The 26,104-nt window shown below is 61.6% G+C and carries 29 protein-coding genes, 2 tRNA genes and 1 pseudogene; 20 read left to right on the top strand and 12 right to left on the bottom strand.

Translation table 11 applies throughout. The features are described 5' to 3' along the window. Window positions 1–2: 2 nt before the first annotated feature. Complete coding sequence (locus SynA1544_RS01475) at window positions 3–308, top strand: hypothetical protein (protein WP_006850908.1); 306 nt, start codon at window positions 3–5, stop codon at window positions 306–308. On the opposite strand, the gene coaBC is transcribed toward SynA1544_RS01475, so the two are convergent. Beyond that, window positions 305–1,591, bottom strand: a complete 1,287-nt coding sequence (gene coaBC, locus SynA1544_RS01470; RefSeq protein ID WP_186514586.1) for a bifunctional phosphopantothenoylcysteine decarboxylase/phosphopantothenate--cysteine ligase CoaBC — start codon at window positions 1,589–1,591, stop codon at window positions 305–307. The genes SynA1544_RS01475 and coaBC overlap by 4 nt on opposite strands. Beyond that, window positions 1,581–1,781 carry a DUF2555 domain-containing protein gene (locus tag SynA1544_RS01465; RefSeq protein WP_186514585.1) on the bottom strand — a complete coding sequence of 67 codons (201 nt, stop codon included), beginning with the start codon at window positions 1,779–1,781 and terminating at the stop codon, window positions 1,581–1,583. Before SynA1544_RS01465 ends, coaBC begins: the two co-directional genes overlap by 11 nt. A 66-nt stretch (window positions 1,782–1,847) precedes the next feature. Between SynA1544_RS01465 and SynA1544_RS01460 the strand changes: the two genes are divergently transcribed. The 5 genes from SynA1544_RS01460 (at window position 1,848) to SynA1544_RS01440 (ending at window position 4,451) form a co-directional block, all read left to right on the top strand. Next, window positions 1,848–1,920, top strand: a tRNA-Ala gene (locus SynA1544_RS01460). Window positions 1,921–1,928: 8 nt separating this feature from the next. Continuing rightward, the gene (locus SynA1544_RS01455; RefSeq protein WP_186514584.1) at window positions 1,929–2,066 is read left to right on the top strand and encodes a hypothetical protein; all 138 of its coding nucleotides are present in this window, start codon (window positions 1,929–1,931) and stop codon (window positions 2,064–2,066) included. Between the two features lie 42 nt (window positions 2,067–2,108). Then, window positions 2,109–2,309 (top strand): hypothetical protein, encoded by a 201-nt coding sequence (locus SynA1544_RS01450; RefSeq protein ID WP_011363323.1) that lies wholly within the window; start codon window positions 2,109–2,111, stop codon window positions 2,307–2,309. 175 nt (window positions 2,310–2,484) lie between these two features. Continuing rightward, window positions 2,485–2,865 (top strand): DUF565 domain-containing protein, encoded by a 381-nt coding sequence (locus SynA1544_RS01445; RefSeq protein ID WP_186514583.1) that lies wholly within the window; start codon window positions 2,485–2,487, stop codon window positions 2,863–2,865. 71 nt (window positions 2,866–2,936) lie between these two features. Further along, window positions 2,937–4,451 (top strand): NAD(P)/FAD-dependent oxidoreductase, encoded by a 1,515-nt coding sequence (locus SynA1544_RS01440; protein ID WP_186514582.1) that lies wholly within the window; start codon window positions 2,937–2,939, stop codon window positions 4,449–4,451. Here SynA1544_RS01440 and SynA1544_RS01435 read toward each other — a convergent pair. Beyond that, window positions 4,391–5,440: an aspartate carbamoyltransferase catalytic subunit gene (locus SynA1544_RS01435; protein WP_186514581.1), complete on the bottom strand. Its 1,050-nt coding sequence runs from the start codon at window positions 5,438–5,440 to the stop codon at window positions 4,391–4,393. The two genes, SynA1544_RS01440 and SynA1544_RS01435, sit on opposite strands and share 61 nt — an antisense overlap. Next, window positions 5,437–6,078, bottom strand: coding sequence for a DNA-3-methyladenine glycosylase (locus SynA1544_RS01430; RefSeq protein WP_186514580.1), 642 nt, complete (start codon window positions 6,076–6,078; stop codon window positions 5,437–5,439). The genes SynA1544_RS01435 and SynA1544_RS01430 overlap by 4 nt, the downstream gene beginning before the upstream one ends. Window positions 6,079–6,106: 28 nt before the next feature. On the opposite strand from SynA1544_RS01430, the gene SynA1544_RS01425 reads away from it, so the two are divergent. From SynA1544_RS01425 to gatC, 5 genes are all read left to right on the top strand, one after another. Continuing rightward, a complete protein-coding gene (locus tag SynA1544_RS01425) occupies window positions 6,107–6,838 on the top strand; it encodes a queuosine precursor transporter (RefSeq protein ID WP_186514579.1) in 732 nt (243 codons plus the stop codon). A 41-nt stretch (window positions 6,839–6,879) separates the two neighbouring features. Further along, window positions 6,880–7,023, top strand: coding sequence for a hypothetical protein (locus tag SynA1544_RS01420; RefSeq protein ID WP_186514578.1), 144 nt, complete (start codon window positions 6,880–6,882; stop codon window positions 7,021–7,023). 43 nt (window positions 7,024–7,066) lie between these two features. After that, window positions 7,067–7,855, top strand: coding sequence for a creatininase family protein (locus tag SynA1544_RS01415; RefSeq protein WP_186514577.1), 789 nt, complete (start codon window positions 7,067–7,069; stop codon window positions 7,853–7,855). An 11-nt stretch (window positions 7,856–7,866) separates the two neighbouring features. Further along, window positions 7,867–9,099 (top strand): glycosyltransferase family 2 protein, encoded by a 1,233-nt coding sequence (locus SynA1544_RS01410; protein WP_186514576.1) that lies wholly within the window; start codon window positions 7,867–7,869, stop codon window positions 9,097–9,099. A gap of 103 nt (window positions 9,100–9,202) precedes the next feature. Next, the gene (gene gatC / locus SynA1544_RS01405) at window positions 9,203–9,496 is read left to right on the top strand and encodes an Asp-tRNA(Asn)/Glu-tRNA(Gln) amidotransferase subunit GatC (RefSeq protein WP_186514575.1); all 294 of its coding nucleotides are present in this window, start codon (window positions 9,203–9,205) and stop codon (window positions 9,494–9,496) included. A 7-nt stretch (window positions 9,497–9,503) separates the two neighbouring features. On the opposite strand, the gene crtR is transcribed toward gatC, so the two are convergent. Further along, window positions 9,504–10,535, bottom strand: a complete 1,032-nt coding sequence (crtR, locus tag SynA1544_RS01400) for a beta-carotene hydroxylase (protein ID WP_186514574.1) — start codon at window positions 10,533–10,535, stop codon at window positions 9,504–9,506. Window positions 10,536–10,589: 54 nt separating this feature from the next. After that, window positions 10,590–10,671: transfer RNA gene (locus SynA1544_RS01395), tRNA-Leu, on the bottom strand. Window positions 10,672–10,725: 54 nt separating this feature from the next. On the opposite strand from SynA1544_RS01395, the gene SynA1544_RS01390 reads away from it, so the two are divergent. Both SynA1544_RS01390 and ileS read left to right on the top strand, forming a co-directional pair. After that, window positions 10,726–11,244, top strand: coding sequence for a Ycf66 family protein (locus tag SynA1544_RS01390; RefSeq protein ID WP_186514573.1), 519 nt, complete (start codon window positions 10,726–10,728; stop codon window positions 11,242–11,244). Between the two features lie 27 nt (window positions 11,245–11,271). Beyond that, a complete protein-coding gene (gene ileS, locus SynA1544_RS01385) occupies window positions 11,272–14,196 on the top strand; it encodes an isoleucine--tRNA ligase (protein WP_186514572.1) in 2,925 nt (974 codons plus the stop codon). Here the strand turns inward: ileS and SynA1544_RS01380 are convergent. Both SynA1544_RS01380 and SynA1544_RS01375 read right to left on the bottom strand, forming a co-directional pair. Further along, entirely contained in the window at window positions 14,181–14,474 is a 294-nt protein-coding gene (locus SynA1544_RS01380; protein ID WP_186514571.1) for a hypothetical protein, read from the bottom strand. The genes ileS and SynA1544_RS01380 overlap by 16 nt on opposite strands. Then, window positions 14,474–15,085, bottom strand: a complete 612-nt coding sequence (locus SynA1544_RS01375) for a DUF3177 family protein (RefSeq protein WP_186514570.1) — start codon at window positions 15,083–15,085, stop codon at window positions 14,474–14,476. The genes SynA1544_RS01380 and SynA1544_RS01375 overlap by 1 nt, the downstream gene beginning before the upstream one ends. A gap of 69 nt (window positions 15,086–15,154) precedes the next feature. Here SynA1544_RS01375 and SynA1544_RS01370 point away from each other — a divergent pair, with 69 nt between their 5' ends. The 4 genes from SynA1544_RS01370 to SynA1544_RS01355 are packed head-to-tail and all read left to right on the top strand — an operon-like array spanning window position 15,155 to window position 19,455. Then, window positions 15,155–16,450, top strand: a complete 1,296-nt coding sequence (locus SynA1544_RS01370; protein WP_186514569.1) for an FIST N-terminal domain-containing protein — start codon at window positions 15,155–15,157, stop codon at window positions 16,448–16,450. 24 nt (window positions 16,451–16,474) lie between these two features. Further along, window positions 16,475–17,179, top strand: a complete 705-nt coding sequence (trmB, locus tag SynA1544_RS01365; RefSeq protein ID WP_186514568.1) for a tRNA (guanosine(46)-N7)-methyltransferase TrmB — start codon at window positions 16,475–16,477, stop codon at window positions 17,177–17,179. 9 nt (window positions 17,180–17,188) lie between these two features. After that, the gene (locus SynA1544_RS01360; protein WP_186514567.1) at window positions 17,189–18,505 is read left to right on the top strand and encodes an IctB family putative bicarbonate transporter; all 1,317 of its coding nucleotides are present in this window, start codon (window positions 17,189–17,191) and stop codon (window positions 18,503–18,505) included. Further along, entirely contained in the window at window positions 18,502–19,455 is a 954-nt protein-coding gene (locus SynA1544_RS01355; protein WP_186514566.1) for a BadF/BadG/BcrA/BcrD ATPase family protein, read from the top strand. Before SynA1544_RS01360 ends, SynA1544_RS01355 begins: the two co-directional genes overlap by 4 nt. Here the strand turns inward: SynA1544_RS01355 and glmM are convergent. Beyond that, a complete protein-coding gene (gene glmM / locus SynA1544_RS01350; RefSeq protein ID WP_186514565.1) occupies window positions 19,442–20,836 on the bottom strand; it encodes a phosphoglucosamine mutase in 1,395 nt (464 codons plus the stop codon). The two genes, SynA1544_RS01355 and glmM, sit on opposite strands and share 14 nt — an antisense overlap. A gap of 144 nt (window positions 20,837–20,980) precedes the next feature. On the opposite strand from glmM, the pseudogene SynA1544_RS01345 reads away from it, so the two are divergent. Next, window positions 20,981–22,864: pseudogene (locus tag SynA1544_RS01345) on the top strand (transglycosylase SLT domain-containing protein); the annotation flags it as partial. Between the two features lie 87 nt (window positions 22,865–22,951). Here SynA1544_RS01345 and SynA1544_RS14595 read toward each other — a convergent pair. Beyond that, window positions 22,952–23,455 carry a hypothetical protein gene (locus SynA1544_RS14595; protein WP_255477676.1) on the bottom strand — a complete coding sequence of 168 codons (504 nt, stop codon included), beginning with the start codon at window positions 23,453–23,455 and terminating at the stop codon, window positions 22,952–22,954. A gap of 63 nt (window positions 23,456–23,518) precedes the next feature. Between SynA1544_RS14595 and SynA1544_RS01340 the strand changes: the two genes are divergently transcribed. Next, window positions 23,519–24,094 carry a thioredoxin domain-containing protein gene (locus SynA1544_RS01340; RefSeq protein WP_186514563.1) on the top strand — a complete coding sequence of 192 codons (576 nt, stop codon included), beginning with the start codon at window positions 23,519–23,521 and terminating at the stop codon, window positions 24,092–24,094. A 44-nt stretch (window positions 24,095–24,138) separates the two neighbouring features. Beyond that, a complete protein-coding gene (thyX, locus tag SynA1544_RS01335; RefSeq protein ID WP_186514562.1) occupies window positions 24,139–24,861 on the top strand; it encodes an FAD-dependent thymidylate synthase in 723 nt (240 codons plus the stop codon). Between the two features lie 10 nt (window positions 24,862–24,871). Here the strand turns inward: thyX and dcd are convergent, their stop codons facing one another. Further along, on the bottom strand, window positions 24,872–25,465 hold the full coding sequence (dcd, locus tag SynA1544_RS01330) for a dCTP deaminase (protein ID WP_186514561.1): 594 nt from the start codon (window positions 25,463–25,465) through the stop codon (window positions 24,872–24,874). Further along, the gene (locus SynA1544_RS01325; RefSeq protein ID WP_186514560.1) at window positions 25,465–26,064 is read right to left on the bottom strand and encodes a cob(I)yrinic acid a,c-diamide adenosyltransferase; all 600 of its coding nucleotides are present in this window, start codon (window positions 26,062–26,064) and stop codon (window positions 25,465–25,467) included. The genes dcd and SynA1544_RS01325 overlap by 1 nt, the downstream gene beginning before the upstream one ends. Window positions 26,065–26,104: the final 40 nt, after the last annotated feature.

Genomic DNA, 26,104 nt, shown 5'->3' with positions numbered 1-26,104 from the left:
GCGTGACATCCAACGATCCCGATTCGACCCAGGCACGGATGGCTCCAGCACTGGCCGCCCTGGGCGAGCTGGCAGAGGAGTTGAGGGGAAATCCCGAAGCACTGCTCACCCTGCTGCGTGAGCTTGAGGCCCTGCACCGGGACGTTCAGGACGGTCCGTTTCGTCAAAGCCTTCCTGAAAACCGCCAGAAATTGTTCACACTTCTACAGGGGATGGAGAAAAACGGAGGCTGGCCCTACATCCCCCGTCTTCAGCTGCGCACCTTCATTGACCTGCTCGGTCAGGACTCCATCGACGCCGCGGCCTAATCCCGAGCCTCAAGCAGAGCATCAAGCAATTGATGGGCCAGAGAGAGCTTTGCCGTCACAGGCAGCTCTCGTCTCCAGCCATCTCCAAGCAACCAGCCTCCGTTGGGTTGGGCCCCGAAACCCTGACCGTCACGGTCAACGGGATTCACCATCATCAGATCGCAGCCCTTTGCCAGCCGCTTGCTTTCAGCCCGCTCTAGCAAATGGGCATCGCTGCCTGTGAGCGCGGAGAAACCGAGAACCAACTGTCCTGGACGGCGTTGGCGGGTCAGACTCGACAGCAGATCAGGCACTTCGGCCCAACCGGAGACAAGAGCCTGCTGAAGATCCTGCTTGGCCAGTTTGCTTGGGGGAGCGGTATCGCGCCGCAGGTCAGCGACGGCAGCAGCCATGACGAGCACATCGCATCCGGGCTGAGCCAACTGCAGAGCTGAACCGAGTTCGGCGGCACTCTCCACCGCAGTGCACTCCAGGCCTTCAAGCCAGGCGCCGGGGAGATCCAAGGGGCCATGCACCAGATGAACGGTGGCACCCCGGAAGCGTGCCGCCTGCGCCAGCAACACACCCATGCGACCGCTGCTGCGGTTGCTCAGGAAACGGGCCGGATCAATCGACTCTTGCGTCGGTCCAGCCGAAACAAGAACAGAAATCCCCGAGCAATCAAGGGTCACGTCAGGAGTGCCCGAACCGCGGCTGAACACAGACGCAGCCGCCAACTCAATCAACAGCGGATCGGCCATGCGCCCATCGCCGACGCGATCACAGGCCAACAGACCGGACGCCGGCACGAGGGGGGTCACCCCAGGGAAGGATTGAATCTGCTGCCAGTTGCGTTGCACCGCAGGGTGGCGCCACATGGCCGTGTTCATCGCCGGAGCCGCGATGACCGGAGCTTCCATGGCCAGCAGAACGCTGGCGAGCAGTCCGTCGGCTGAACCCTGGCTCCAGCGGGCGAGGCTGCTGGCACTCAGGGGCGCAACGATGGCCAACTCCGCCCACTCCGCCAACTCGATGTGCAACGGCCTGGATGAGGCGGAGTCCCACTGCTCGGCCTCGAGGTAGCAGCGATGGCGACTGAGGCTGGCGAGCGCCACGGGACTCACCAAGGCAGCACCACTGGTGGTCACAAGACACCGCACCTCAGCGCCGGCCTTAATCAGCGCGCTGACGAGCAAGGGCGTCTTAACAGCAGCAATGCTGCCGCTGACGGCCACCAGCACACGCCGCCCGCACAGTGGCGACGACAGTGGCGACGACAGTGGCGACGCCTGCTCAGTCTTCATCAAAAGGCTCTTGGTCCACCAAATGGTGGTACGGAAGGATCAGTTCGGGCCGGTGAATGGCCAGCGCCCGAAGCAGGTGCCAATCCGAAAGGCTGTCGAAAGGAGAGGGGTAATCGTCCTCTTCAAGCCGGCGGGCGAGTTCGGCCGTCGAGGCCTCGTCAAAAGCTTCGAGCCGTTCCTGCGAAAGCATCGAGCCGTCCTCAGACGCCATTCATGGCAGTTTGACGCAGGCCGTGCCGGCTAGCGTTGGCTGACCGGGGAATTAGCTCAGTTGGTAGAGCGCTGCGATCGCACCGCAGAGGTCAGGGGTTCGAATCCCCTATTCTCCACTGCGCTTTTGCAGCGTCGTCTGCCACTGATTGGCCTGTTTGCCCTTGTGGTGTTCAGCACCGTGGCACGACCTTCAGCCCTGCTCACCTTCACACTCATGGCTGCAGCCGGTGCGATAAGTCGCGCCCCATCACGCCGCACCTGACCCCCCATGAGGTAAAAGGGGTGTTGAACTCCCCCGTAGCCGATGTCGCAATCGAAGCGCGAGCAGGTCGTGAGCCACCTGCGCTACATCCGCCAAGAGCTGCGCGAGATGCACCAAGGAGTCATGGAAGACGGCCTTCTTCCCGAAGCGGGCGAAGTTCGGGGTGTGATGGCACAAATGGAAGCTCTGCTGGAGCTTCTCGAAGGCAAAGCGTCCAGAAAAGCGAAGGCTGAGTCCAAATAACTTTCAACGCAAGCCGTTGTCAAAGCCCTCAGCTCTGGCTTTGCTGCGCCAATCCCCATCACCTGGCCCGGGCTTGCCCCGGGTTTTTTATTGAAATCTCCTATCCGTAGTGTCTGATGACTGCAGGTTGCCTACGAGTGGTGTAAACAGGGGCTGGCAGGGGCATGGCCGGGTGATGGGGATCACTGGTTTCGACCCTGCCTCTTCCCCTGAAACCAGTGCCGTGCGACGGCTTCAATCCACCCGGCTGCAAACCAACGTTGGAGCAGCATTTCAAAGGCTGGATCGATGGGCGCGCAATCCTTGGCGGCGGTTTTCCTTGCTGGCCCTTGCCGGACTCATCGGCTTTTTGATCGGTAGCGCCATCACATCAGTGGCAGGCGTTCTCGGGCAGATGGACCCCGTGGCTGCGCTTGTGGTGGTTCTTGGCACTGAACTCACGATCCGGCGCCGACGCAGCTCCGAACCATCACTGAAGCTGCCCCAACAGCTCCTGGACCTTGGTCGTATTGGCTTTCTCTACGGCCTCTTTCTCGAAGGGTTCAAGCTGATCTGAAGCAGACCCGTTCAAAACAGCCAACCAAGATTGCGATTCATACCCTTCGAAAAGAATCCGATGGGATGCAAATGGCGAGCAACCATTACTTCCTGGAGCTTGAACCGCCAGCGGAGCGGTTGCGTCATGCACCGCATGTGGTCATCGTCGGCGGAGGCTTTGCAGGGGTGCACGCCTGCAAGGCCCTGGCCAAGGCCGATGTGCGCATCACCCTGATTGACAAGCGCAACTTCAACCTGTTCCAGCCACTGCTCTATCAAGTGGCCACAGGTTTGGTCTCAAGAAGTGATGTGGCCACACCTCTGCGCGAACTGGTGGGCAAGCAAGACAACGTGCAGGTGCTGCTGGGGGAGGTCACGACCGTGAACCCCGAAGGCAAACAGATTGTTTTCAACGGCAAGGCCTACAGCTACGACCATCTGATCCTGGCCACAGGATCAGGCAGCACTTATTTCGGCCACGAAGACTGGCGTACCTTTGCGCCCCCGATGAAAATCCTCGAACACGCCGAGGAAATACGCCGCCGTCTGCTGATGGCGATGGAGCAGGCGGAGCAGACACCGAACCCCGAGGCACGCCAGTTTCTGCAGACGGTGGTGATCGTTGGTGCCGGCCCCAGCGGCTGCGAAATGGCTGGCGCCGTTTCTGAGCTGATGCGTTGGGCCCTGAACAATGCCTTCAAACAGCTGGATCCCCAGAAAACGCGGATCGTGTTGGTGGATCCCGGTGACAGGGTGCTGAGAGCGATGCCAGAGGAGCTCTCCGAAGCGGCCCTTGCGGCTCTCGAACGCGACGGGATCGAGTTTTTGCCCCAAGGCCGCGTCCAAACCATGCGGCCCGGCGAGGTGGTGATCAGCAGCCCCGATGGTGATGTACGGGTCCAGGCGGCAACGGTGATCTGGACCGCTGGTGTGAAGCCATCCCATCTGGGACAGAAGCTCACGGAAGCCACCGGTTGCGACGTCGATCGCGGTGGAAGGGTCATCGTCAACCCCGATTTCTCGATTCCCAGCCATCCCGAGATCCGCATCGCTGGTGATCTCTGCAGCTACAGCCACACCGTGAATGGCAGGCCGCTGCCGGGCATGGCGGCTCCCGCCAAACAGGCCGGCACATTCATCGGCAAAGACATCGCTGCAATCGTCGCCGGAGGTTCCCGCCCCACCTTCCGCTACGTCGATTTCGGCAGCATGGCTGTGGTGCACGCCAGTGCAGTGGCCGACCTGCATGGCTTAAAATTTTCAGGCCGGATCGGCCTGCTGCTGTGGGCCATCGTTCACCTGGCCTTGATCCCGAATCGGGAGAACCGGATCACGTTGAGCATCAAATGGCTGTACGCCCTGGCGACCAGACAACGGGCCTCCGTTCTGCTCACAGGCATGCCCAGCCAGCATCTGGCCCTTGATGCTGAGGATGCCCACTTCCCGATGGCAAGCGGAACGGGCCCCTCCATCGCCGAACCCGATGCCGCCCTCAAGGCAGCCATGGATTACTACGCCCATCAGCTCAGTGGCCTCCCCCAAACTCAGGAGCTGCTCGACACCAAGGAGGCCTCAGTTGCGGATTCGGAAGCTGCCATCAAATAAAGCAAGGCCATCCGGGTTGGCACGCCATTCCTGACCTGCTCTTCCACCAGGCTGACGCGCGGGTCATCCAGAAGCGACCCGCTCAATTCAACGCCGCGGTTCACCGGACCGGGATGCAGCACAGGAACGTTCTCACCACAGAGTTGCATGCGCTCATGGCTCAGCCCAAAGTCGCGGTGGTAGCGCTCCAGGCTGGTGAGCAACTGCTGGCCCATGCGTTCCTTCTGAAGCCGCAGGGTCATCACCGCATCGGCGCCCGGCAGCGCATGCTCAAGGCGCCGCACCACGCTGACCTTGCCCCGTTGCGGCACCGGATCCTTCAGCAGACCCGGGGGCGGAGCATCCACGAAGGCCGAAAAATCCTCGGGAACAAGGCTGGGAGGACCGCACAACACCACATCCGCTCCGCAGGCCGTCAAGGCCCAGAGATTCGAACGGGCCACCCGCGAGTGCAGGATGTCTCCGACAATCACAATCCGGCGACCTTGCAGGGCTTCCGGCATGGGGTACTGGGGCGAGAAATGCCGAGCAAGCGTGAGCAGATCCAGCAGTCCCTGACTGGGATGACTGTGAAGGCCATCGCCCCCATTGAGCACCACGGTGCGCTCACCCATCTGCTGCAGGTCCTGCGCCAGTTGCTGCGGCACACCGGTGGAACGGTGGCGCACCACCAGCACATCGGCGCCCATGGCCACGTAGGTGCGCGCCGTGTCGAGAACGCTTTCCCCTTTGCTGAGTGAGCTGCTGGAGGGTGAAAAGCTCATCACGTCTGCCGACAGACGCTTGGCCGCCAGCTCAAAACTGCTGCGCGTGCGGGTGCTGGGCTCGAAGAACAGCGTTGCCACCAGACGGCCCTGCAAGGCGGGCAGTTTGCGGGCACCGGTGACGGGCAGCGAACGAAACCGCTGGGCCAGCTCAAGCACCGCAGCAAAGTCTTCCCGCGAAAACGAGGCGAGATCCAGCACGTGTCGATGCGGCCAGCCACTCATGACGACGACTCCAGCGATGGCGCCCAGCACTGTGCCTTGGGTGGCATGCGATCACCCCGAGCTCGTCTGCTGACACTGCGACTGCTCCGCAGGTACCAGCGCCATGGGGTTGCAGCGCCCTGGGAAATGCCGATCCGCGTGGTTGTCACAAGATCCTGGCTGGCAAACGTGTCTGACCTTGGGGCCATCCACACCTCATGTTCGCCCGTCACCGGACGGCTGTCATCACGGCGATCAAGCCCGAAGCGACGCGCCAGCAGGCCAGGCCCTGCCGCAATCCGCTCCGGTTCATCAGGCAGGGCCACGGCTCGCAGCAAGACTCCATTGGCCCAATCGGCCCGATCGGTGACCACGTTCACGCAGTGGTGGATGCCATAGCTGACATACACATAAAACCGTCCTGGCTCACCGAACAGAGTTTCGTTTTGGGGTGAACGGCGGCGGTAACCGTGACAGGCGGGGTCGTCCTGGGAATAGGCCTCTGTCTCCACGATCACGCCCCAAAGCAGGCTGCCGTCTGCTTGGCGTTTCACCAACCTGCAACCCACCAGATCGGGGCCCACGATCTGAGCCGGACGGGCAAAAAAATTGAGCGGAAGCGAAACGAAATCGATGACAGGCTGCCGGCTGGCGGCCACGCTTGTTCCAGCTTGAACTTCACAGGCTTTGGACAGCAAGCTCCAGGCACGGCGTGATGGGGTGTTTCTGGTGCTGGCAGGCCTTTTCCTGGGGACCCTGGGCATGCTCAACATCCTGGGGCTGACCCGCTTTCTGCAGCTGGGCAGCATTGGCAGCTGGCCGATCGTGGTGGCTGTCGGCGCACTGCCCTATCCGATCACGTTCCTCTGCACCGATCTCATCAGCGAGATCTGGGGAGAACAGAAAGCCAATCAAGTGGTGTGGGTCGGGCTGCTGCTCAACGGCTGGGTGCTGCTGATCCTTTGGCTTGGGGGGGTGCTGCCCGCCATGGCCGGCAGTGACGACAGCACCTTTCGAACGATTCAGCAGCTCAGCTTCGGTTCGATCGGCGCCTCGATGGTGGCTTATCTCACAGCGCAATTCGTGGATGTGCGGCTGTTTCATTTCTGGAAACGGCTCACCCAAGGGAAAGCCCTGTGGCTGCGCAACAACGGCTCCACCCTGGTGAGCCAGCTGGTGGACACCACTGCAGTGGTGCTGATCAGCCATTACGGCGCCCATGTGCTTCCCGTGCAGCCGGAACGGTCCGTGCTTCCACAGCTGCTCAGCTTCATCGGCAGCGGTTACCTGTTCAAGGTGCTGGCAGCGTTGACCGACACCCTTCCCTTCATCTGGCTCACGGGATGGCTGAGAGAGTGGCTGGAGATCCCGGGAGACGGACGCGAACTCACAACAGAACCCACATCTGCGATGCATTAGCGGTGCATCCACGCCAAGCTGGGGTCAGTTCAGGCCAGGTGATGGACGCAGCCACCTCCAGCTTCAACCTCGGCACTGTGCTTTTCGCCAGCGTTGTGCTGTTCCCTTTGGCCTGTCTGTTCTTCGGAACACGCGGCGGCTACTACAACACCGACAAGTACGACGGCAACGGAACCGCCCACTGATCGGCTGAGATTGAGCGATCATCAATGGACTGGCTCAGCCTGAATGACCGCTCCAATTCCCGGTCCTGTCGACAGCACCGACGCCATTCGCCTGGCCCTGCGCAGTTGGCCTGAAGTGGAGAGCTACCTCCAAGTCTGCAAGGGCGTGATCATTCCCCTGGGATCCACTGAGCAGCACGGCCCCACTGGTGCCATCGGCACCGACGCCCTCACAGCAGAAGCGGTCGCCCTTGAGGTGGGACGGCGCACCGGCGTTTTGGTGACCCCAGCTCAGGCCTTCGGCATGGCGGAACACCATCTTGATTTCGCTGGAACGATGAGTTTGCAGCCCGCCACACTGCTGGCCGTTCTCCACGACCTGGTGTTGTCCCTGGGACGGCATGGTTTTGAACGGGTGTTCGTGATCAATGGCCACGGCGGCAACATCGCAACGGCCAAAGCCGCCTTTGCCCAGGCCTACGGCACCGCCACCACCCGCAATCTTCCTGTCGCCCCGCAGCTGCGGTGTCGTCTGGCCAACTGGTTCATGGCCGGCCCCGTAATGCATCAGGCGCCGGACCTGTATGGCGACAAGGAAGGGCATCACGCCACCCCCAGCGAAATCGCGGTGACCCTCGCTGTGGAACCCAGCCTGCAAAGCAAGCAACGGCCGTTGCCGGACCCTGCCCCGGCGGGGCCGATTCACGGACCTGCCGACTTCCGGCGCCGTCACCCCGATGGACGCATGGGGTCCCATCCCTCCTTGGCCACCGCGCAGCATGGTGACGCCTTGCTGGAAACAGCTGCGACCGCGTTGAGCGAAGAATTGATAAACTTTTTCAAGGCAGAATAATCCACTTTGACATGCTTAAAAAGAACAAAAAGAAGAAAAAACCAAAACGCAATAAGAGCTTTCCAGCCAAATCAAGCAAATCATGGCTCAAGGCTTGTGCCGAACTTGCATACAGAAAGCTCAATAACAGACAAGAAGTAATCAAAAACAATTGCGACGTGATCTGCGTTGCGGCAAATGAAGAAGCCTACATAGCCAAGTTCATTCACCACTATGCTTTTCAGGGCTTTTCGAATATATTTATTGGAATCAACAACTCCACAGACAGAACAAGAGAAATTGCTGAAAAGATTGCCACATTTTCACCGCATGTACATATCTTCAATACCAACAAACCTCAACGCCTTCATGGCCAACGTGGCTCATACGCATCACTATTTCGGAAAGTACACAAGAAATCAAACTCAAGCCACTGCCTTGTCGTCGATATCGACGAATACTGGGTAGCGAATCCACCTACAATGAAAATTGATGAGTATATTAATCTAATGGGCGATTTTGATGTTTTGTTCGTCAACTGGCTCTGCACTTATGGGCAGAACTTTCTAGAAAATCCCATTAATCTTGGAGACAGCTACCGCTTAACTGCACAAGGAAAATCGATATTTAATTACAAATGCAAGATGAATTCGCTTAGGCCGCATACCCCAAATACTGCCAGGCATCCCTCAGAAATAGCTCTCAAAAACTCCGCCGGGTCCCTTATCCCCTGGGAAGAGAACGAAATCACCGTGGCCTCCCAAAAAAGCCCCACACTCCAAAACACCAATAAGCCGCCTAGGCTAAAAGACTCCCCTACATCCTGGATCATTCATCAAATAGTAAGGAGCGAACTTGAATACTCCTTATCTCTATTCACCCCTAAGTGCACACCGCCAAACCAGCTCAAGCAAGAAACAAACAACCCCTTCAAAACAAACAGGAAAGGCTTTCATCTACGCCAAGTTAGCGCCAACGATGCACGATTAAAATTGCTTTTGCAGGACGAATTTCTGGAGAAAAAGTACAAGACCTCTTATCTAAGATTCCTAGATGATCACAATATTGCCGAGGAAGTTGCGTCTACAGAGGAATGCTTCTCGGAAGATTTTATCAACCAAAAAATCGACAGCCTCCCTGCCTCAATATTACTAGAGCACGAAACAACGTGGAGGAAAATATTTAGCAATACTCGATTCGCAGAATACCTCGAGAGGAAATCACGCCCAAGAGACCACACTAACAATCAACCCAAAAGCATATAAACACACCTACAATTAGCGCATAGATGGCAATCATGCTTAGCAATTCACAATCTCTAGAACTCACATACGAGAGTGTATTATAAAATGATTGATTAGGCAATTGATGAGCCAGATTTCCAGCGACGACGTCCGCAAGGTGGCCCAGCTCGCCCGCCTCGATCTGCCCGAGGACAAGATTGCGACCTACACCGATCAGCTCGAATCCATCCTCGAGTACGTCGGTCAGCTCCAGCAGGTGGACACCGAGGGGGTTCCCGAAACCACCCGAGCCGTGGAAGTCACCAATGTGACCCGACCGGATGGCGTGCAGCCAACACCCGTGCGTGAAGAGATTCTCAACCAGGCGCCCCAACGGGAAGGCGACTTCTTCCGGGTTCCGAAAATCCTGGCCGACTGAACGCGACTCAGCGGGACACCCAACGCTTGGGCTCGGTTTTGATCGCGATGCGGTCAACAAAACCGAGCCAGTGGCGGCGTAACCCACGTCCCGGCATAAAACGGGCTGCACGCCTCATTTTTCCGCTGCGGCGCTTGTGGCTGCGCACTCCCACAAGGATGTCGTAGAGGAAGTTATACCCATCGCGGCGGGTCTCAAAAATGCCCAAGCGTTGGGGAGATCCCTTGGAATCGAGGAGAGGCTTGGTGGCCTCGTAGGCCGGTTTGTATTCGAACCAGGGAATGGATGGCCAGAGGTGATGAACCAGGTGATAGTTCTGCCCCATGATCAGCCAATTCATCAGCCTGCCGGGGTAGATCCGGGCGTTCGTCCAGCGGTTGCGGGAGGTGAACGGCCGATGCGGGAGGTAGTCGAAGAACAACCCCAGCGTCACCCCCACCATCAAGGCAGGGGCGAACCAGCAATTGAAGATGAACGGCAGGAAGTCGAAGCGAGCCGCCGCCAACACGATCGCGACAAAAATGCTGCGTTCAAAGCCCCACTGCATCAACTCCCAGCGGCGCCAGAGGCGGCGCTGAAAGAAAAACCATTCGTGATAGAAAAATCTCGGCGCGATCAACCAGAGCGGCCCGAACGTGCTGACGATGTGATCCGGATCGTTCTTCGGATCATTCACATGAGCGTGATGCTCGAGATGCACCCGCGTGAAGACGGGAAAACTGAATCCAAGCAACAGCGCCGAGCCATGGCCCATGGCCTGATTGATCCATCGATTGGGATGGGCCGCGTTGTGGCAGGCGTCATGAATCACGGTTCCTTCCAGGTGCAGCGCCAGAAAGCCCGTGCACAGCAGCACCGGCAGGGGCAAAGCCGCCACAAACCAGCCCCAGATGGTCAGAGCCGCCAGGGCATAACCGCCAAGGAAGAGACCCACAGTGGGGTTCCAGAAAGCCGGTGGGTCAACGAATTCGCGCGGAACCGAGCGGTAGCCCACACCAACCGGACGAGGCTGCTGTTGTTGAGCAGTGCTCTGGTGCATCCGGAGGTCAGGCAACAAGTCTGTAACGATCCCGACCCACGGTAGAGAAAGGAATGCCCACCGGGGGACTTGAACCCCCACGACCAAAGCCACTGGTACCTAAAACCAGCGCGTCTACCAATTCCGCCAGGTGGGCAACGCCTTGACTTTAGTGATCGCACCAGAATGGGAGCAGTCCGCCTGACCACGGATGCTCGCGACCCTCAGCGGCGATCTCTGCCTCCTGCTTGGCCTGGCACTCCTGCTGCTTCCCCTTCTGGCCGTTGAACTCAGCCGCCCCCGCGATGGTGTTTGGGGCGCTGTGGTGTTGTTGCTGGGTCTCGTTCTGGTCACCAGCAGTGACCGGCTGCGGGGAGCTCCGATGCTTGCCGTTCTCTGCGCCGGTTTGTTGATCGCTCGATTGGGAGCCGAGGTCGGCCAGGCCCGTTGGAACAGCCTCAGCGAAACAGAACAGCAGCAATTCACCTCGCTCGACCATTGGCGCACCAGCGTTCAACAACTCCTCATCACCACGGGCCGGGTGGGCGAAGGCATCAGTGGTATCACCAAACAGCTCAAGCCGTCCGGCAAATCAGGGGTCACGAGCAAAAAATGGGTGCGACCAGAATCGCCTCAAACCCCTGCCGCAAGCGATGCTGCGTCTTCAGAAGCGGCCAGCTGCGAGCCCGATCCGCCAGCGGAAGTCACATCCCCAGAGGGTGAAGACTGATAATCCCCTGGCCAGAGCAGGGACCCCGTGAGCAAGGAGACGCGCGACGCCGCCGCCGAGGGACGTCCCTCCTACAAAGACACGCTCAACCTGCTGCAGACGGGATTTGGCATGCGCGCCAATGCCGTTCAACGCGAACCGGAATTGCAGGCTTTCTGGAAGGACCAGGGCATTGATGGCGAGCTGGGCCTGAACAACACCGGTCCAACCTTCACCCTCCATGACGGCCCGCCCTACGCCAACGGTGCGCTGCACATGGGCCATGCCCTCAACAAGGTGTTGAAGGACGTCATCAACAAATATCAGGTGTTGAACGGGCGGCGGGTGCGCTACGTGCCGGGCTGGGACTGCCACGGCCTGCCGATCGAGCTCAAGGTGCTGCAGTCGATGGATCAGGAACAGCGCAAAGCGCTGACACCGATCAAGCTGCGCAAAAAGGCCGCCGCCTACGCCCGCAAGCAGGTGGATGGCCAGATGAAAGGCTTCGTGCGCTGGGGCATCTGGGCCGACTGGGAGCAGCCGTATCTGACCCTGCAAAAGGAGTACGAATCGGCTCAGATCCGGGTGTTTGGCGAGATGGTGCTCAAGGGGCACATCTACCGGGGCCTGAAGCCGGTGCACTGGAGTCCGAGTTCACGCACAGCCTTGGCCGAAGCCGAACTGGAGTACCCCGACGGCCACACCAGCCCCAGCGTCTACGCCGCCTTCCCTGCAGTGGATCTACCGGCACCTCTGCGGGATGCACTCAAGGCTGATGGCCTTGACTTGCCCACCGAAACGGAGGCCCTCGGCCGGGCCCTGCAGGTGGCGATCTGGACCACCACCCCCTGGACGTTGCCGGCCAACCTGGCGGTGTCGGTGAATGAACGGCTCGACTACGCCCTGGCCGACGACGGCGAAGGTCGCCTGCTGCTGGTGGCTGCCGATCTGATCGAGACGCTGAGCGGCACCCTGGCGCGCCCACTGAGCCGGCGCGCCACCGTCAAAGGTGCTCTGCTCGCTGGGCTGACCTACCGCCACCCACTGCTGGATCGCACCAGTCCGGTGGTGATCGGCGGCGATTACATCACCACCGAATCAGGCACAGGCCTCGTGCACACCGCACCTGGTCACGGCGTCGACGACTTCCACACCGGCCAGAAGAACGGCCTGCCGGTGCTCTGCCCTGTGGACGAAGCCGGCAACCTCACGGACGAGGCCGGGCCGTTCGCGGGCCTGAATGTGCTCAAGGATGCCAACCCCAAGATCATTGAGGCGCTGGAGTCCGCCGGGGCCCTGCTCAAGCAGGAGGCCTATGGCCACCGCTACCCCTACGACTGGCGCACCAAGAAACCCACCATCTTCCGGGCCACGGAACAGTGGTTTGCCTCCGTGGAAGGGTTCCGTCAACAGGCCCTGGATGCGATCGCCGCCGTGGAGTGGACCCCTGCTTCCGGTCGCAACCGGATCGAATCGATGGTCAAGGAGCGGGGCGACTGGTGCATCTCCCGTCAGCGCACCTGGGGGGTGCCGATTCCCGTCTTTTATCACCGCAGCAATGGTGAGGTGCTGCTGAATGCCGACACCCTGGAGCACATCCAAGCGTTGATCGCCGAGCACGGTGCCGACGTCTGGTGGGAGAAAGACGAAGCCGAGCTGCTACCCGCCGCCTACGCCGACCAGGCCGATCAGTGGCGCAAGGGCACCGACACCATGGATGTGTGGTTCGACTCCGGCTCAAGCTGGGCTGCCGTCGCCAGCCAGCGGGACAACCTGAGCTATCCCGCCGACTTGTACTTGGAAGGTTCCGACCAGCACCGCGGCTGGTTCCAGAGTTCACTGCTCACCTCGGTCGCCGTGAATGGCCACGCTCCCTACAAGCGGGTGCTCACCCATGGCTTCGCCTTGGATGAGAAGGGCCGCAAGATGAGCAAATCCCTCGGCAACGTGGTCGACCCGATGGTGATCATCGAGGGGGGCAAGAACCAGAAACAGGAACCGCCCTACGGCGCCGATGTGCTGCGGCTCTGGGTGAGCTCGGTGGATTACTCCGCCGATGTGCCGATCGGAGCCGGGATTCTGCGCCAGCTGGCCGATGTGTATCGCAAGGTGCGCAACACCAGCCGCTATCTGCTGGGCAACCTGCACGACTTCAATCCGGCAACCGACGCGATCCCGATTGCGGAACTGCCGTTGCTGGACCGCTGGATGCTGCAGCGCACGGCCGAGGTGATGGACGACATCACAGAAGCCTTCGAAAGCTTCGAGTTCTTCCGCTTCTTCCAGCTGCTGCAGAACTTCTGTGTCACCGATCTGTCGAACTTCTACCTCGACATCGCCAAGGACAGGCTCTACGTGAGTGCCCCCGCCGACCAGCGCCGGCGCAGCTGCCAGACCGTGATGGCCCTGATCATCGAACGCCTGGCCGGACTGATCGCTCCTGTCTTGTGCCACATGGCCGAAGACATCTGGCAGAACCTGCCTTACCCCGTGGAGGAGACATCGGTCTTCCACCGGGGCTGGCCGACGGTTCCAGTCGAGTGGCGTGATGCTGCTCTCAGCGCTCCGGTTCAAGAGCTGCGGGAGCTCCGCGCCGCCGTCAACAAAGTGCTTGAAGATTGCCGCGGCCGTCAGGAACTTGGCGCATCGCTTGAGGCAGCCGTGCGGATTGACGCCCGCCGTCCGGAACTCCAGGCCGCTCTCTCCTGGCTGAGTGAGACGGGGGATCCCGAGGTGGACGGTCTGCGGGACTGGCTGCTGGTCTCACAACTGCAGATTGGCGGCGAGCCCTGGGCCGAAGTGCTGGCCAGCCAGGACGACGAGCTCGCATCGATCGAGGTGAGCCGAGCGCGGGGAACCAAATGCGAGCGCTGCTGGCACTACGAGGGGGATGTGGGTCAGCACCCGGAACATCCCCACATCTGTGGGCGCTGTGTTGGGGTTCTGGAACGCCGGACTCACCAGTTGGCCTGAGCCAGGAGATCGTTCGGCGGCATCGGTCCAGCCAGGACAACCTCTTGACCTGGCGACAAGGGCCCCTGCAGCAGCTCAGCCTGATCCAGGCTTGTTCCCTCAGGGAGAACGGAGGCGTCGGGGTCAAAGGCGGTTGGATGGGTGGTGCTGCTGCTGAACCCACGGAAGATCAGCAACTCAAACGGCTCATCCCCGACCTGACCCCGTAGGCGGACAACCCGCTGGGACTGAACACGTGTTCGCTCCTCCAGGGCCTGAACCAGCGCCTGGTCAGTCATCAGAAATCCCCCGCCACGCGGCCGTAACGGGGCAAACGCACCAACAGCCACTGCAGCAGACCAGCCAGATAAGCCACCAGGGCGACGTACCCCACAAAGGCAGCAACGGCCTCGGTCCACAAACCACCGAACAGAAAATTGAACACCATGGCCGCAAGACCATGGATGCCCTGAGGAGCTTCCAGCCAGGTGAGGCATGCCGAGGACTCCAGCTGTTGCATGCAGCCCAAACCCGTCACGCTCATGCCCAGGCTGATGAGAGCAAACCCACTGAATGCCCAACGCCACACCTTCACGGCAAGGGGCAGCGGACGCCAGAGCGGCTGGTCGGCCAGCTCCTCATTGATGTCGACCCAGAACCACAGGCTGATCACCATCAACACCGGTGCGACAACCGCCATGGCGTAGCCCAAGGGCCGCTGATCCGTCAGCAGCAAGAGGCTGATCGCCATCAGGCTGGCCACTTTCCAATAGATCCCGAGCAGCCGAAGCACCAACGGCTCGCGACGCCAGGACGACCAGATCAACAGGACCAGAGGCACGCCAACGGCGAAGGTGGCGGCCAGGCGATAGGTCAGCCACACCAGAGCGCGGTACGTGAGCTCGTTCACTGGGGACTGTCACAGTGCCGCCATTATCAACGTCCCGAGCTGTGCTCCAGGGTTGATAAGGTCCGCTTCATGGCATCGTTCGCACCGTTCAGCTGGTTTCGCTCCGGGGGCGCTGAAGTCAGTTGCCGGACAGGGTTGTCTGGCAAAGCGTCCCTGGATGAAGCCGTAAGGGATGTGGTCGAGCAACTGGGCCGATCCAAGGGCGAAGCCGATCTCGCCCTTGTCTTCACCTCCACGGCTTACGCCACCGACCTGCCGCGGCTGCTGCCGATGCTTCGCGCCCAGATCAGCGCGAAGCATTGGATCGGATGCACCGGTGGCGGCGTGGTGGGCACCCGCGGCGACGGCAGCGCCGCGGAACTGGAGCAGACACCTGCTTTGAGCGTGACGCTGCTCTCCCTGCCGGGGGCATCGATCGCCACTCAACACCTGAGCACCGAGGAGCTGCCTGATCTGGATGGAGCCGCCCAGCAATGGCAGGACTGGGTTGGCATCACCCCCGAGGCTGCCCGCAGCCAGATCCTGCTGATCGACCCCACCAGCAGTGGCATCAATGACCTGATCAGCGGGCTGGACTACGCCTATCCGGGTGCCGAAAAGATTGGCGGCATCGCCGCACCCCATAACAGCCCGCACGGATCGTTGCTGCTGGATGAGCAGGTCGTCACCGGCGCAGTGGTGTGTTCCATCGGGGGGAGCTGGCGGCTCGAAACCGTTGTGGCCCAGGGATGCCGCCCCATCGGCCCGGTCTTCTCAATCGAGCAGGTGCAGCGCAACGTGTTGCTGGAACTCAGTGATGGCAGCACCAAGGCCAGCCCCATCAATTGCCTGCAACGGGTTCTGGCGGACCTCAGCGAACGGGAGCGCGAACTGGTGCGTCACTCGTTGTTCCTCGGTGTGGAACGCTGCAGCCTGCGGCTGAACGCCAACGGAGCAGGCTCGGAAGCGAGTGCCTTCCTGATCCGCAACCTGATCGGAGTCGATCCCAACAATGGCGCCGTGGCCGTTGCAGAGCGGGTGCGCGCCGGCCAAAACGTGCAATTTCACCTGCGCGAAGCCACGGCCTCCCAGGACGAAGCTGTTGCCCTGCTAAGGGCAGCGACAACTGATTCTGACGACACGGTCCACTTCGGACTGCTCATGGCCTGCCTGGGACGGGGCCAGGGGCTGTTTGGTCGAGCCGATGGCGACATCAGCCTGGCGCGTCAACTGATGCCAGACCTGCCTGTGGCGGGAGCGTTCTGCAACGGTGAGATCGGACCCGTCGGCGGGACAACACATCTGCATGGCTACACCGCCTGTTGGGGCTTGCTGCGCCAGGACCCCGACAGCTCCTCCGGCAGTGGCTCTGACAATCTCGATTGAACCGGATCGCACCGCTTCAGAACCTTGCGTCAGCACGTCAATCCCCTCAGCAGCTTCTTCCAGTTGCCGCTGGAACTACCACCACCCGAGAAGCTGTTTCGCGTTCCTGAGCAGCCGATCCATCTTGATATCGGCTGTGCCCGTGGACGCTGCCTGCTGGGCCTGGCCGAGCGTGATCCCCACTGGAATCATCTCGGCGTTGAAATCCGCCGACCGCTGGTGACGTCTGCCGATCGAGACGCGCTCGCCTCGGAGCACGGCAATGTTCGGATCCTGTTCTGCAACGCCAACATCAGCCTGGAAGGCTGGATGAAGGCCCTGGAGCAGGACCGACTGCAACGGGTCTCGATCCAATTCCCCGATCCCTGGTTCAAACGCAGGCACCACAAGCGCCGGGTCCTGCAGCCGGCGCTTCTGCTCGCCACCGCAACAGCCCTGCAGCCCGGCCGTGAGCTGTTTCTGCAGAGCGATGTTCTGGACGTGATTGAGCCGATGGTGGCGCTCACCGAACTCAGCGCCTGTTTTGATCGCCCCGCCGAGGATCAACGTCCCTGGCGCACCAACAACCCGCTTGCGGTTCCCACGGAACGGGAGCGCTACGTGCTTGAGCAAAACCTCCCCGTCTACCGGGTGCTCTATCGCCGGAACCAGAATCCACTTCCTTCCGTGTCAGATCTGGAACAGCGCTGGCAGGAGATCGATAATCCGGCGGAAGCACTCACCACCTGAAGCCCCACTATGGCCTCTGCGGATGCAACCCAGACGGCAAGCAGTGGGGCCCTGATGGTGCGCTGGCAGGGGGTGATCACTCCGGATCAGGCGGTGCTGAAACGCCTTGAAGGGCTGGCGGGACTCCTGCTGCTGGCCTTGTTCACGGGTCTTCCTTTCTTCACACGCACAGGCCTGGCCCTGGTGATTGCAGCCTGCGGCGTTCTTTGGCTGCTCTGGTGCCTCTGCAGTCCGCCACCTCAGCGCATCGGAACCATCTCGCGCTGGCTGATGCTTTTTCTGGCCATTGCGATTGTGGCCACGGGATGTTCTCCAGTTCCAATCGCCGCCAGCAAAGGCCTGATCAAACTGCTCAGCTACCTGGGCGTTTATGCCTTGCTCTGCAAGCTGCTGCTGGGCAACAGCCGATGGTGGAACCGGCTGATCGCCGGACTGCTGAGTGGCGGCCTCTTCAGCAGTGTTCTGGCTTTGCGACAGCTGTATGCCTCCAATGAGGCACTGGCGGGCTGGGCCGATCCGAATTCCATCAGTGCCGGCACCGTTCGGATCTATGGCCCCCTGGGAAACCCCAACCTCCTGGCCGGTTACCTGCTGGCGCTGATTCCCTTCGCAGCGATCGCACTGGTGCGCTGGCGTGGGGTGGGAGCCCAGCTGTTTGCCGGAACCACATTGGTGTTGGCAGCAACAGCCACGCTGTTCACCTACAGCCGCGGCGGCTGGCTGGGAATGGTTGCTGCCGGTGCCGTGCTGCTGTTGTTGCTGCTGCTGCGCTGGACACGCCACTGGCCTCCGCTCTGGAGACGTCTTGTGCCTCTGGCCGTGCTGCTGGTTGGAGCCGCTTGCCTTGTGGTGGCGGCCACCCAGATCGATCCGATCCGCACGCGCATCACCAGCCTGCTGGCGGGACGGGGGGATAGTTCCAACAACTTCCGCATCAACGTCTGGATGGCGGCCATCCAGATGGTGCAAGACCGTCCCTGGTTGGGCATCGGCCCTGGCAATACGGCGTTCAACAGCATCTATCCCCTGTATCAGCAACCGAAGTTCAACGCCCTCAGTGCCTACTCCGTTCCCTTGGAAATCCTGGTGGAAACCGGCATTCCCGGGCTGCTGGCCTGCCTGGGATTGCTGGCCAGCAGCCTGAGGCAGGGCCTCAAGCAGCTCAATGCCGATGCTCCAAGCGCCTTGGCATCCATCGCCAGCCTCGCTGCCATCGCTGGCCTGCTGATGCAGGGCAGCACCGACACAATTTTCTTCCGCCCCGAAGTGCAGCTGATCGGCTGGTTTGCTCTGGCCAGCCTGGTGAGTCGACCCAGGGAATCATGAGACTGCTCGCTGGCTTCGATGCCGGACAGACGCACACCCGCTGCCGCCTCAGCGTGGTTCAAAACGGCGTGCACCAGCCTGTTGGAGAAGGCGAGGGCCCCGGAGTCAGCCACCTGGATGCCCCCCAGGGTGAACGTCGTTTCCTCGAGGCGATCAGCACCAGTGCGCAGGAGGCCCTGAAAAATCACCCCGATGGCGTGATCCAGGCGGCCGTTGTGGGAGCCAGCGGCATCGAACACGGAACAGCGTTGCAAGAGCGTGCTGAACGTTTGGTGGGGCAAGCCCTGGCCATCGGTGATGACACAGGCTTGACCAAGGTGCTGGTCACTGGAGACGAACGCACCGCCTTGCGAGGTGCGATCCCTGAAGGCGCAGGAATCCTGGCAATCAGCGGCACCGGAATGATCGTGCTGGGCCGAGACGAGAACGGCCATGAACACCGCTGTGGCGGCTGGGGATGGCTGCTCGATGGAGCCGGCTCGGCCTTTGATCTGGGCCACCAGGGATTGCAGCTGACCCTGCGCATGGCCGATGGACGCCTGCCCGACCATCCGCTGCGCCTGCAGATCTGGAATCAGATGGGCTGCGACAGCCACGCCGCAGTGAAAGCCCGGGTGGTGCAGCAGGACTTCGGCACGGCTGACTTTGCAGCCTTGGCTCCACTGGTGGTGGAAGCCGCATCCAAGGACTGCCCTGGCGCAGAGGAGATCGTTCAGGGATCGGCAGCAGCCCTCTCCCGCTGCATCAGCACCGTGGCCCAGCAGCTTTCCCTGCGCTCCCCCCTGGTGGTCTGCCATGGAGGAGCCGTCACCCATCTCCAGGGGTTCCGCACAGCCGTGCAACAGGCCATCCATCAGTCGATTCCCGAAGCCCGATGGGGCAAGGCCAAGGGCGATGCCTGTGATGGCGCCCTCCTGATGGCCGAGGCCTTAAGCCTCAGGCCGCGTTGAGATGATCCTCGGCAACGGCGGCCAGATGCCCCGTCCAATGCTCCACAGCGTCCGACTGCTCGGCTTCCACCATCACCCGCAAGACGGGCTCCGTACCACTGGCCCGCACCAAAATGCGACCGGTCTCGCCCATCGACTGCTCCGCTGAAGCAATCGCGTCGGTGAGAGCAGTGCAAGCGCTCCAGTTCTTACGACGCAAACGGTCCATCACCCGCACATTGACCAATTTCTGCGGGTAGGCCTGGAAACTGCGGTCCAACCAATCGCTCAGGCTGATGCCCTGGGCATGGCACAAGGTGGCCAACTGAACGGCGGTCAGAACACCATCGCCACACAGCCCATGGGAGGCGGAAAGGATGTGGCCGGATTGTTCTCCACCGAGGCCCGCGCCACTGGCCACCATGGCGGCATGGACGTGCTGATCCCCCACCGGCGTGCGATCGAGAGTGCCGCCCCGCTGCTGCCAGGCACGCTCGAAGCCAAGGTTCGACATCACAGTGGCCACCAACCGCTGATCGGGGAGCGCCTGCTGCTCCTGCAGCACGGATCCCCAGAGAAACAGCACGTGGTCGCCGTCGATGATGCGGCCGCGGCCGTCCACCGCCAGCATCCGATCGGCATCACCATCAAAGGCAAATCCCATCGCCGCGCCGCGCTCGATCACAGCCCGTTGCAGCGGTTCCAGATGGGTTGACCCGCAAGCAACGTTGATGCGGGAGCCATCGGGTTCCCCATGGAGCACGGTGAGATCAGCCCCCAGGGCACGGAAGGCATCGGCACCGCACGCCGTCGCGGATCCCCAGCAGAGGTCCAAAACGATGGGAACGCCATCCAGTCGGCGTTCAGCCACCGATTGCTGCAACACCTCTCTGTAGCCATCCAGGAGATCGGCGCTGGATCGCGCCACACCGCAGCGGAATGTTGCTTGCTCAGCCATGGGCGTCTGCCCCTGCAGACCGGCTTCCACCTGGGCTTGACGGGAGGCGCTGACTTTGGCGCCATCGGCCCCAAACACTTTGATGCCGTTGTCTGCAGGGGGGTTATGGCTGGCGGAGACCATCAGGCCGCCGGCGGCCCTCAGCTGGCGGATCAACAACGGAACCGCCGGCGTCGGACAGAGCCCAAGGGTCCACACATCGCGACCAGCGGCCGTCAAGCCGGCCGTCAGGGCAGCAACCACCATGCTGCCGCTGGTCCGGGAGTCCATCCCGATCAGAACAGGACCTTCCGCCTGCAGAACCCGACCGACCCAATAGCCCACCTGAAGACATAGAGCGGGGGTGAGAACCGTGCCGGCGAGCCCACGGATTCCATCGGTTCCAAACACTGGCGAAGCGTCACCGAGAGCGGGGCCGATCGGGGAGCACGCCTCTTGAACCATGGGTCTCAATCGTGGACAGCACCATAGGAAGCACCTCTGAGGCTGATTCCCAGGGACGTGACAGGTGCAGCTCTGCCCTCCACGGCCCACAGGCGATCAAAGGCTCGCCAACTCTCTTTGAAGCATCAGAATGAAACGAACTCCATGTTGGGTGTGCAGGCAGGGCCGCCAATCGGAACGCTGCTGCTGCTTTCGGTTGCTGGTTTCAGTGGGTTAGCTGCATGGGGCGGGCAGCTGCTTCTGAACAAGCAGCATCAGCGCCTCACGCCTGAAGTCTCGCAGGCAAGGCTCTGGCAGCACTACCGCTGGGCCATCGATCCGCAGACCCGTCGAGAGGCCGCCCTATTGATGGTGGCGAGGGATGGGTCACCGCAACTGCTCCATGGCCAAGGCTGGGGGCGCGATCCGATGGCGGCCGTGGTGCTCGAACGGGCAGCCCTCACCACTGCCGCCCAGGGCAAGCCATCGGACGCTGCTGAGACCTGGCAGCGCCTGTTGGATCGCTTTCCCGAAGCACCCGGCTCCGCTTGGGCTCGATTGGCGCTTGGCAACAACAATCCCGTTCTTCATCAGCAGCTGCTCCAACAGCAACCCGCACACCCCGCAGCACTGACCCTGGCGGCTCGGGATGGCTCCGAAGCGCTAGCAAGCCATCAAGGCGCCTTGCACCTGGCCCGTTGGAATGCGCGCCGAGCCGGCGCCCTTGGGCTGATGCGTGACGCCTGCGAGGCCACGGGGGCGCAGGCACCTCAACCCGACCAACGCCAAACCTTGGCGCAAGCACTGGCAAAACAAGGCCATGCCGACACCGCAGTGACCTGTCTTCAGGAGCTTGAGGCCTCCCCTGAGACCCAGCTGGCCATCGGTCGTTCCCTGCTGCTGCATGGCGACCCTGATGCAGGTACAGCCCGGCTGCTGACCCTGGCGCAGAACCACCCAAACCACCCCGCCAGCCTTGAAGCAGCACGGATCTTGAGTGAACCGCTCGATGCCCAGCCTGGGGTTCTGGATGCGCTTCCGGCTGCCCTTGAGGAGCGCTCAGCCGCTGTTGCCGCAGCTCGCGTGCGACTCGCCGGCGGCGATGGGGCGGATGCCGCCCTGAGCCGCTGGCCCAACGACCCCGACATCTGGCAACTCCAATGGGACCTCGCCCGCGAGGCATTTCTGGCTGGAGATTGGGATCGTGCCCGCGCCCTGCTGGAACGCCCCGATGAGGATGGCCCCCTGCCTCCACCGTTGGAGACGCGGCGGCTGTTCTGGTTGGGGCTTAGCCACAAGCAACTCGGCGAAACGACAAAGGCAGAACGCAGCTGGCGCCGCCTGATCGGGGCCTTCCCCGGGGGCTACTACCGCTGGCGCGCCATGGAGCACCTGGGTGTGGCCGAACCCCTGGCGTTGCGATCCCCAGACCCGCAGCAGGAGCCGCCAGCCTGGCAACCGCTCAACAGCCATCACCGCCTGGTGAACGAGCTTTGGCGCCTGGGCCAGGTGCACGCCGCCTGGGAGGCCTGGCAGGCCCAGGCAGACCCTGCAGTCCCGCCACCACCTGAAGAACGTCTCGCCGAAGACAGGCTGCGCCTTGCCGTCGGGGACACCTGGATGGGCCTGGACCAGCTCTGGTGGCTCAGCCTCCGCTGGCGTGATCCGAGCTGCCATCAACGGACTCTCCTGCATCGCAGCCAATTCCCTCGCCTCTTCGAAGCTGAGATCCAGACAGCGGCAGAGCAAGCAGGCGTTCAGGCCAATCTGCTGCGAGCGATCGCCAAACAGGAATCACGCTTTGCGCCTGGTGTCGTCTCCCCTGCTGGGGCCGTAGGCGTGATGCAATTGATGCCTTCCACAGCCACAGAGATGGCTGACGCACCAACCAGCACGTTGATGCTGAAGGATCCCGCCGACAACTTCGAACTGGGCGCGCGCTACCTCCACCACTTGCTGGAGCAATGGGAAAGCGACCCCTTTCGCAGCATTGCCAGCTACAACGCCGGGCCAGGTGCTGTGGCCTCTTGGGCACAACCCACGGATCAAGACGACGATGCGCTCTGGGTGGAACGCATTCCCTACCCGGAAACACGCTTCTACACCAAGAAAGTGCTGGACAATCTGCTCGGCTACCTAGGCGGCAATCAATCGTTCTGCAACGAGACTGGCGCTGGGATGGGGCAGAAGCGTGCCGGCGACGATGCCAGCGATCACGACCAAACTCATCAGAAGCAGGCAGATCCCGGCGGCGGGCAGAACACCGATGCGGATGAGATCGAGCCTGGCCAAGAGCACGGCTGAGGCCAGGATCAAAACGTCGGTGAGCACATTGAGCTTCAGCAGGTAGATGCCACCGGTGATCACCACCAGCAGCGTGACCACCAACGTCATCACCCGGCTCGACGCCATCAGCAACGACACCTGGCGCAACAGCAGATCGGGCATGGTGCAGAAGACGACAACCACCTGCGTCTGCAGCAGCACAAGAGACCAGAACCAGGCCGCACTCACGCCATAGAGAGACGTGAAGGAGGGCTGAACAATCTGCCAATGGTTGCCGAGCACAACCGCAACGAGAAATAGCACCGTCAGCAACGGCGCCCGAACCGGAAGGCTCAGCAGTCGCAGAATTGGCATGGCGTCAAGGTAGCGGCGGCCTTTCGAAGGAGCTGCCAGAGTGATCGCTGCGGTTGACGTGCGATGACAGGCACCCCGGAGTCTTCGCCCCTGGGCACAGCGCAGCGATGGGTGCTGGTGCTGATTGCGGTGGCTCTGGCCATGGGCCTGGTTGTCCTACGCGGAGGCATTCAGAGCGAAAGCCCGATGGAGCAGCTGGCGAGACGATCCCTCGACCCACAAACAGCGTTAACCAACGGACGCCCAACGCTGATCGAGTTCTACGCCGATTGGTGCCAGGTCTGCAGAGAGATGGCCCCTTCGATGCTGGCTTTGGAGAAGCAATCGCGAGATCGACTCGATGTTGTTCTGGTCAACGTCGACAACCCCCGTTGGCAAGATCTTGTTGATCGCTACGACGTCAACGGCATTCCCCAGTTGAACCTGTTCAACGCTGAGGGGGAAGCCAAGGGGCGATCCCTCGGCTTGCGCAGCGCTGAGGAACTCCAGCTGCTCACCACAGCACTGCTTGAAAATCAGCCGTTGCCGGCCTTGCCTGGCGTCGGCAACATCAGCCAGCTGCCGACGCCCCCCTCTGCGAACAACGCGATGGCAGGGGCCTCGAGCCCAGCCAACGCGGGGCCCCGCAGCCATGGTTGACACGCCTCGCCATGATCACCACAACTCGTCACTCTGACGCTCCCATGGACCGCTTTCGGGTCGATCTGATCGCAGCTACGCCGAACCCGCAGCAATGCGTGTACGCCGCCATGCATCAGGACTACAGCGAAGGATTCGTGGCCGGAGATCGTGCCAACTGGCCCGATGAGCAGCGGGCTGGAGAGATCTGTGTGAAACGCCTGCTGTCTGGAGAACGAGGCCACTACGGTCCGATGGAGCATGCGCAGATCGTGCTGAACGTGGGCTGGTTCCCGCACTCGGTGATGCAGCAGGCCCGCACCCACCGGGTTGGGGTGAGCTTCGATGTGCAGTCGATGCGTTACACCGGTGAACGCATCTGCCGTGCAGCGGATGGAGCCCTGGACCTGGAAGAGGTGTTCTATCTGCGGCCCATCGGCGAGTACAGCGATCGGCAGGGCAAGAAATACGCCTACACCGAAGCACTACGCCAACAGGATCTTGATCTCTGCCGGAGCGCCGCCGAGCGCTACAGGGATCTGCTCAGGGCGGGCTTCGCCGAGGAGCACGCCCGCGGCATCCTCCCTTTCGACTACCGCCAGCATTTTGTGGTGAGCTTCAGCCTGCGGGCGTTCCTGCACTTCATGGATCTGCGAGCCAAGCTCGATGCCCAGCTGGAGATCCGCCAGCTCTGTGATCTGATGTGGCCCCACATGGTGGAGTGGACCCCTGAATTTGCAGCCTGGTACGAAAAAAGCAGGCTGCACCGGGCGCGTTTGGCCCCCTAACCAGAGAGCACTAGACCTTGGCCAGCGTCACCCGTTCCGGTTGGTGCTGGTACTTGCCTTGTCGATCGCTGTAGGTGGTCGAGCAGGGATCACCCTCAAAAAACAGCAGCTGACAGATGCCCTCATCGGCATAGATGCGGCAGTCAGCACCCGAGCTGTTGCTGAATTCAAGGGTGAGGTGACCCTCCCAGCTCGCTTCTGCCGGGGTGGTGTTCACGATGATTCCAAGGCGGGCATAGGTGCTCTTGCCCAAACAGATCACGGTGATGTTGGGGGGAACCCGCAACTTCTCCAGGGCCACACCGAGGCCATAGGAATGGGCCGGGAGAATGAAATATCGCCCGTCTTCATCCTCATGAAGGGGAGTGGGTTCGAGGTTGGCCGGGTTGAACCGCTTGGGGTTCATCACCGTGCCTGGAACATGCCGGAAGATCAGAAATTCCTGGGAGGAAAGGCGTAGGTCGTAGCCGTAGGAGGAGCAACCAAAACTCAGCACTGGCCGCAGCTTCTGCTCCGGCTCCAGGTGACGGACCAAACCGCTCTGGAATGGCTCGATCATTCCCTGCCCGGCCTGTTGAGTGATCCAGCGATCGCACTTGAGCATTAGAAACCTCGGCGCAACTCCGTGACTTGATCTGCCATCTCCACCACACCGGCGGGGATTGTAGGTCCAGTGATGATCACATCCATCGAAGCGGGCCGCTGCTCAAGAGCTGCAATCACGTCCGCCTCATCCAGGTATCCGAAGGCCACGGCAAGGCCGAGTTCATCCAACACCAGCTGGTCGAGATCTCCCTGGATCAGATGCTGACGGCAGATGGACCAAACCTCAGCCACCGCCTCCGCACCACCGGGATGCCCCGGCGAGGAGAGGCAGAGGGGCACTTCCGGCCGCAGCCAGACGAGGCCTCCGCAGAGCTTCACCCGGCCGGCCGATCCCTGCTGCACGCCCCCTTTGAGGAACTGACTGATCAGAACACGACTGCCCAAGCCGGCAGCTCGCATGGCCTGGCTGAGAACACTGGCGAAACTGCCTCGATAAGGCGCCGTATGCACCTGCAGCTGCCCTTCGGGAGCCACCAGATGCAGGGGTGGCGGATCAGAAACGGCAGGCAAGGGCCTCAGGCCCGCCCGTTGCAAGGCCTGCTGATCCCGATCCAGGGAATTTTGGAAGGATTGGGGGTCGGCGAGGCTTGTGGTCATCACGGAAGCATCTGTCCGGGCGACCCCGGCAAGACCTTGA

It is taken from the genome of Synechococcus sp. A15-44, from assembly GCF_014280115.1.
In the GTDB taxonomy this organism is placed as follows: domain Bacteria; phylum Cyanobacteriota; class Cyanobacteriia; order PCC-6307; family Cyanobiaceae; genus Parasynechococcus.
Note: the sequence above shows the minus strand (reverse complement) of the source record. Positions and strands in the feature narration are given on the sequence as shown.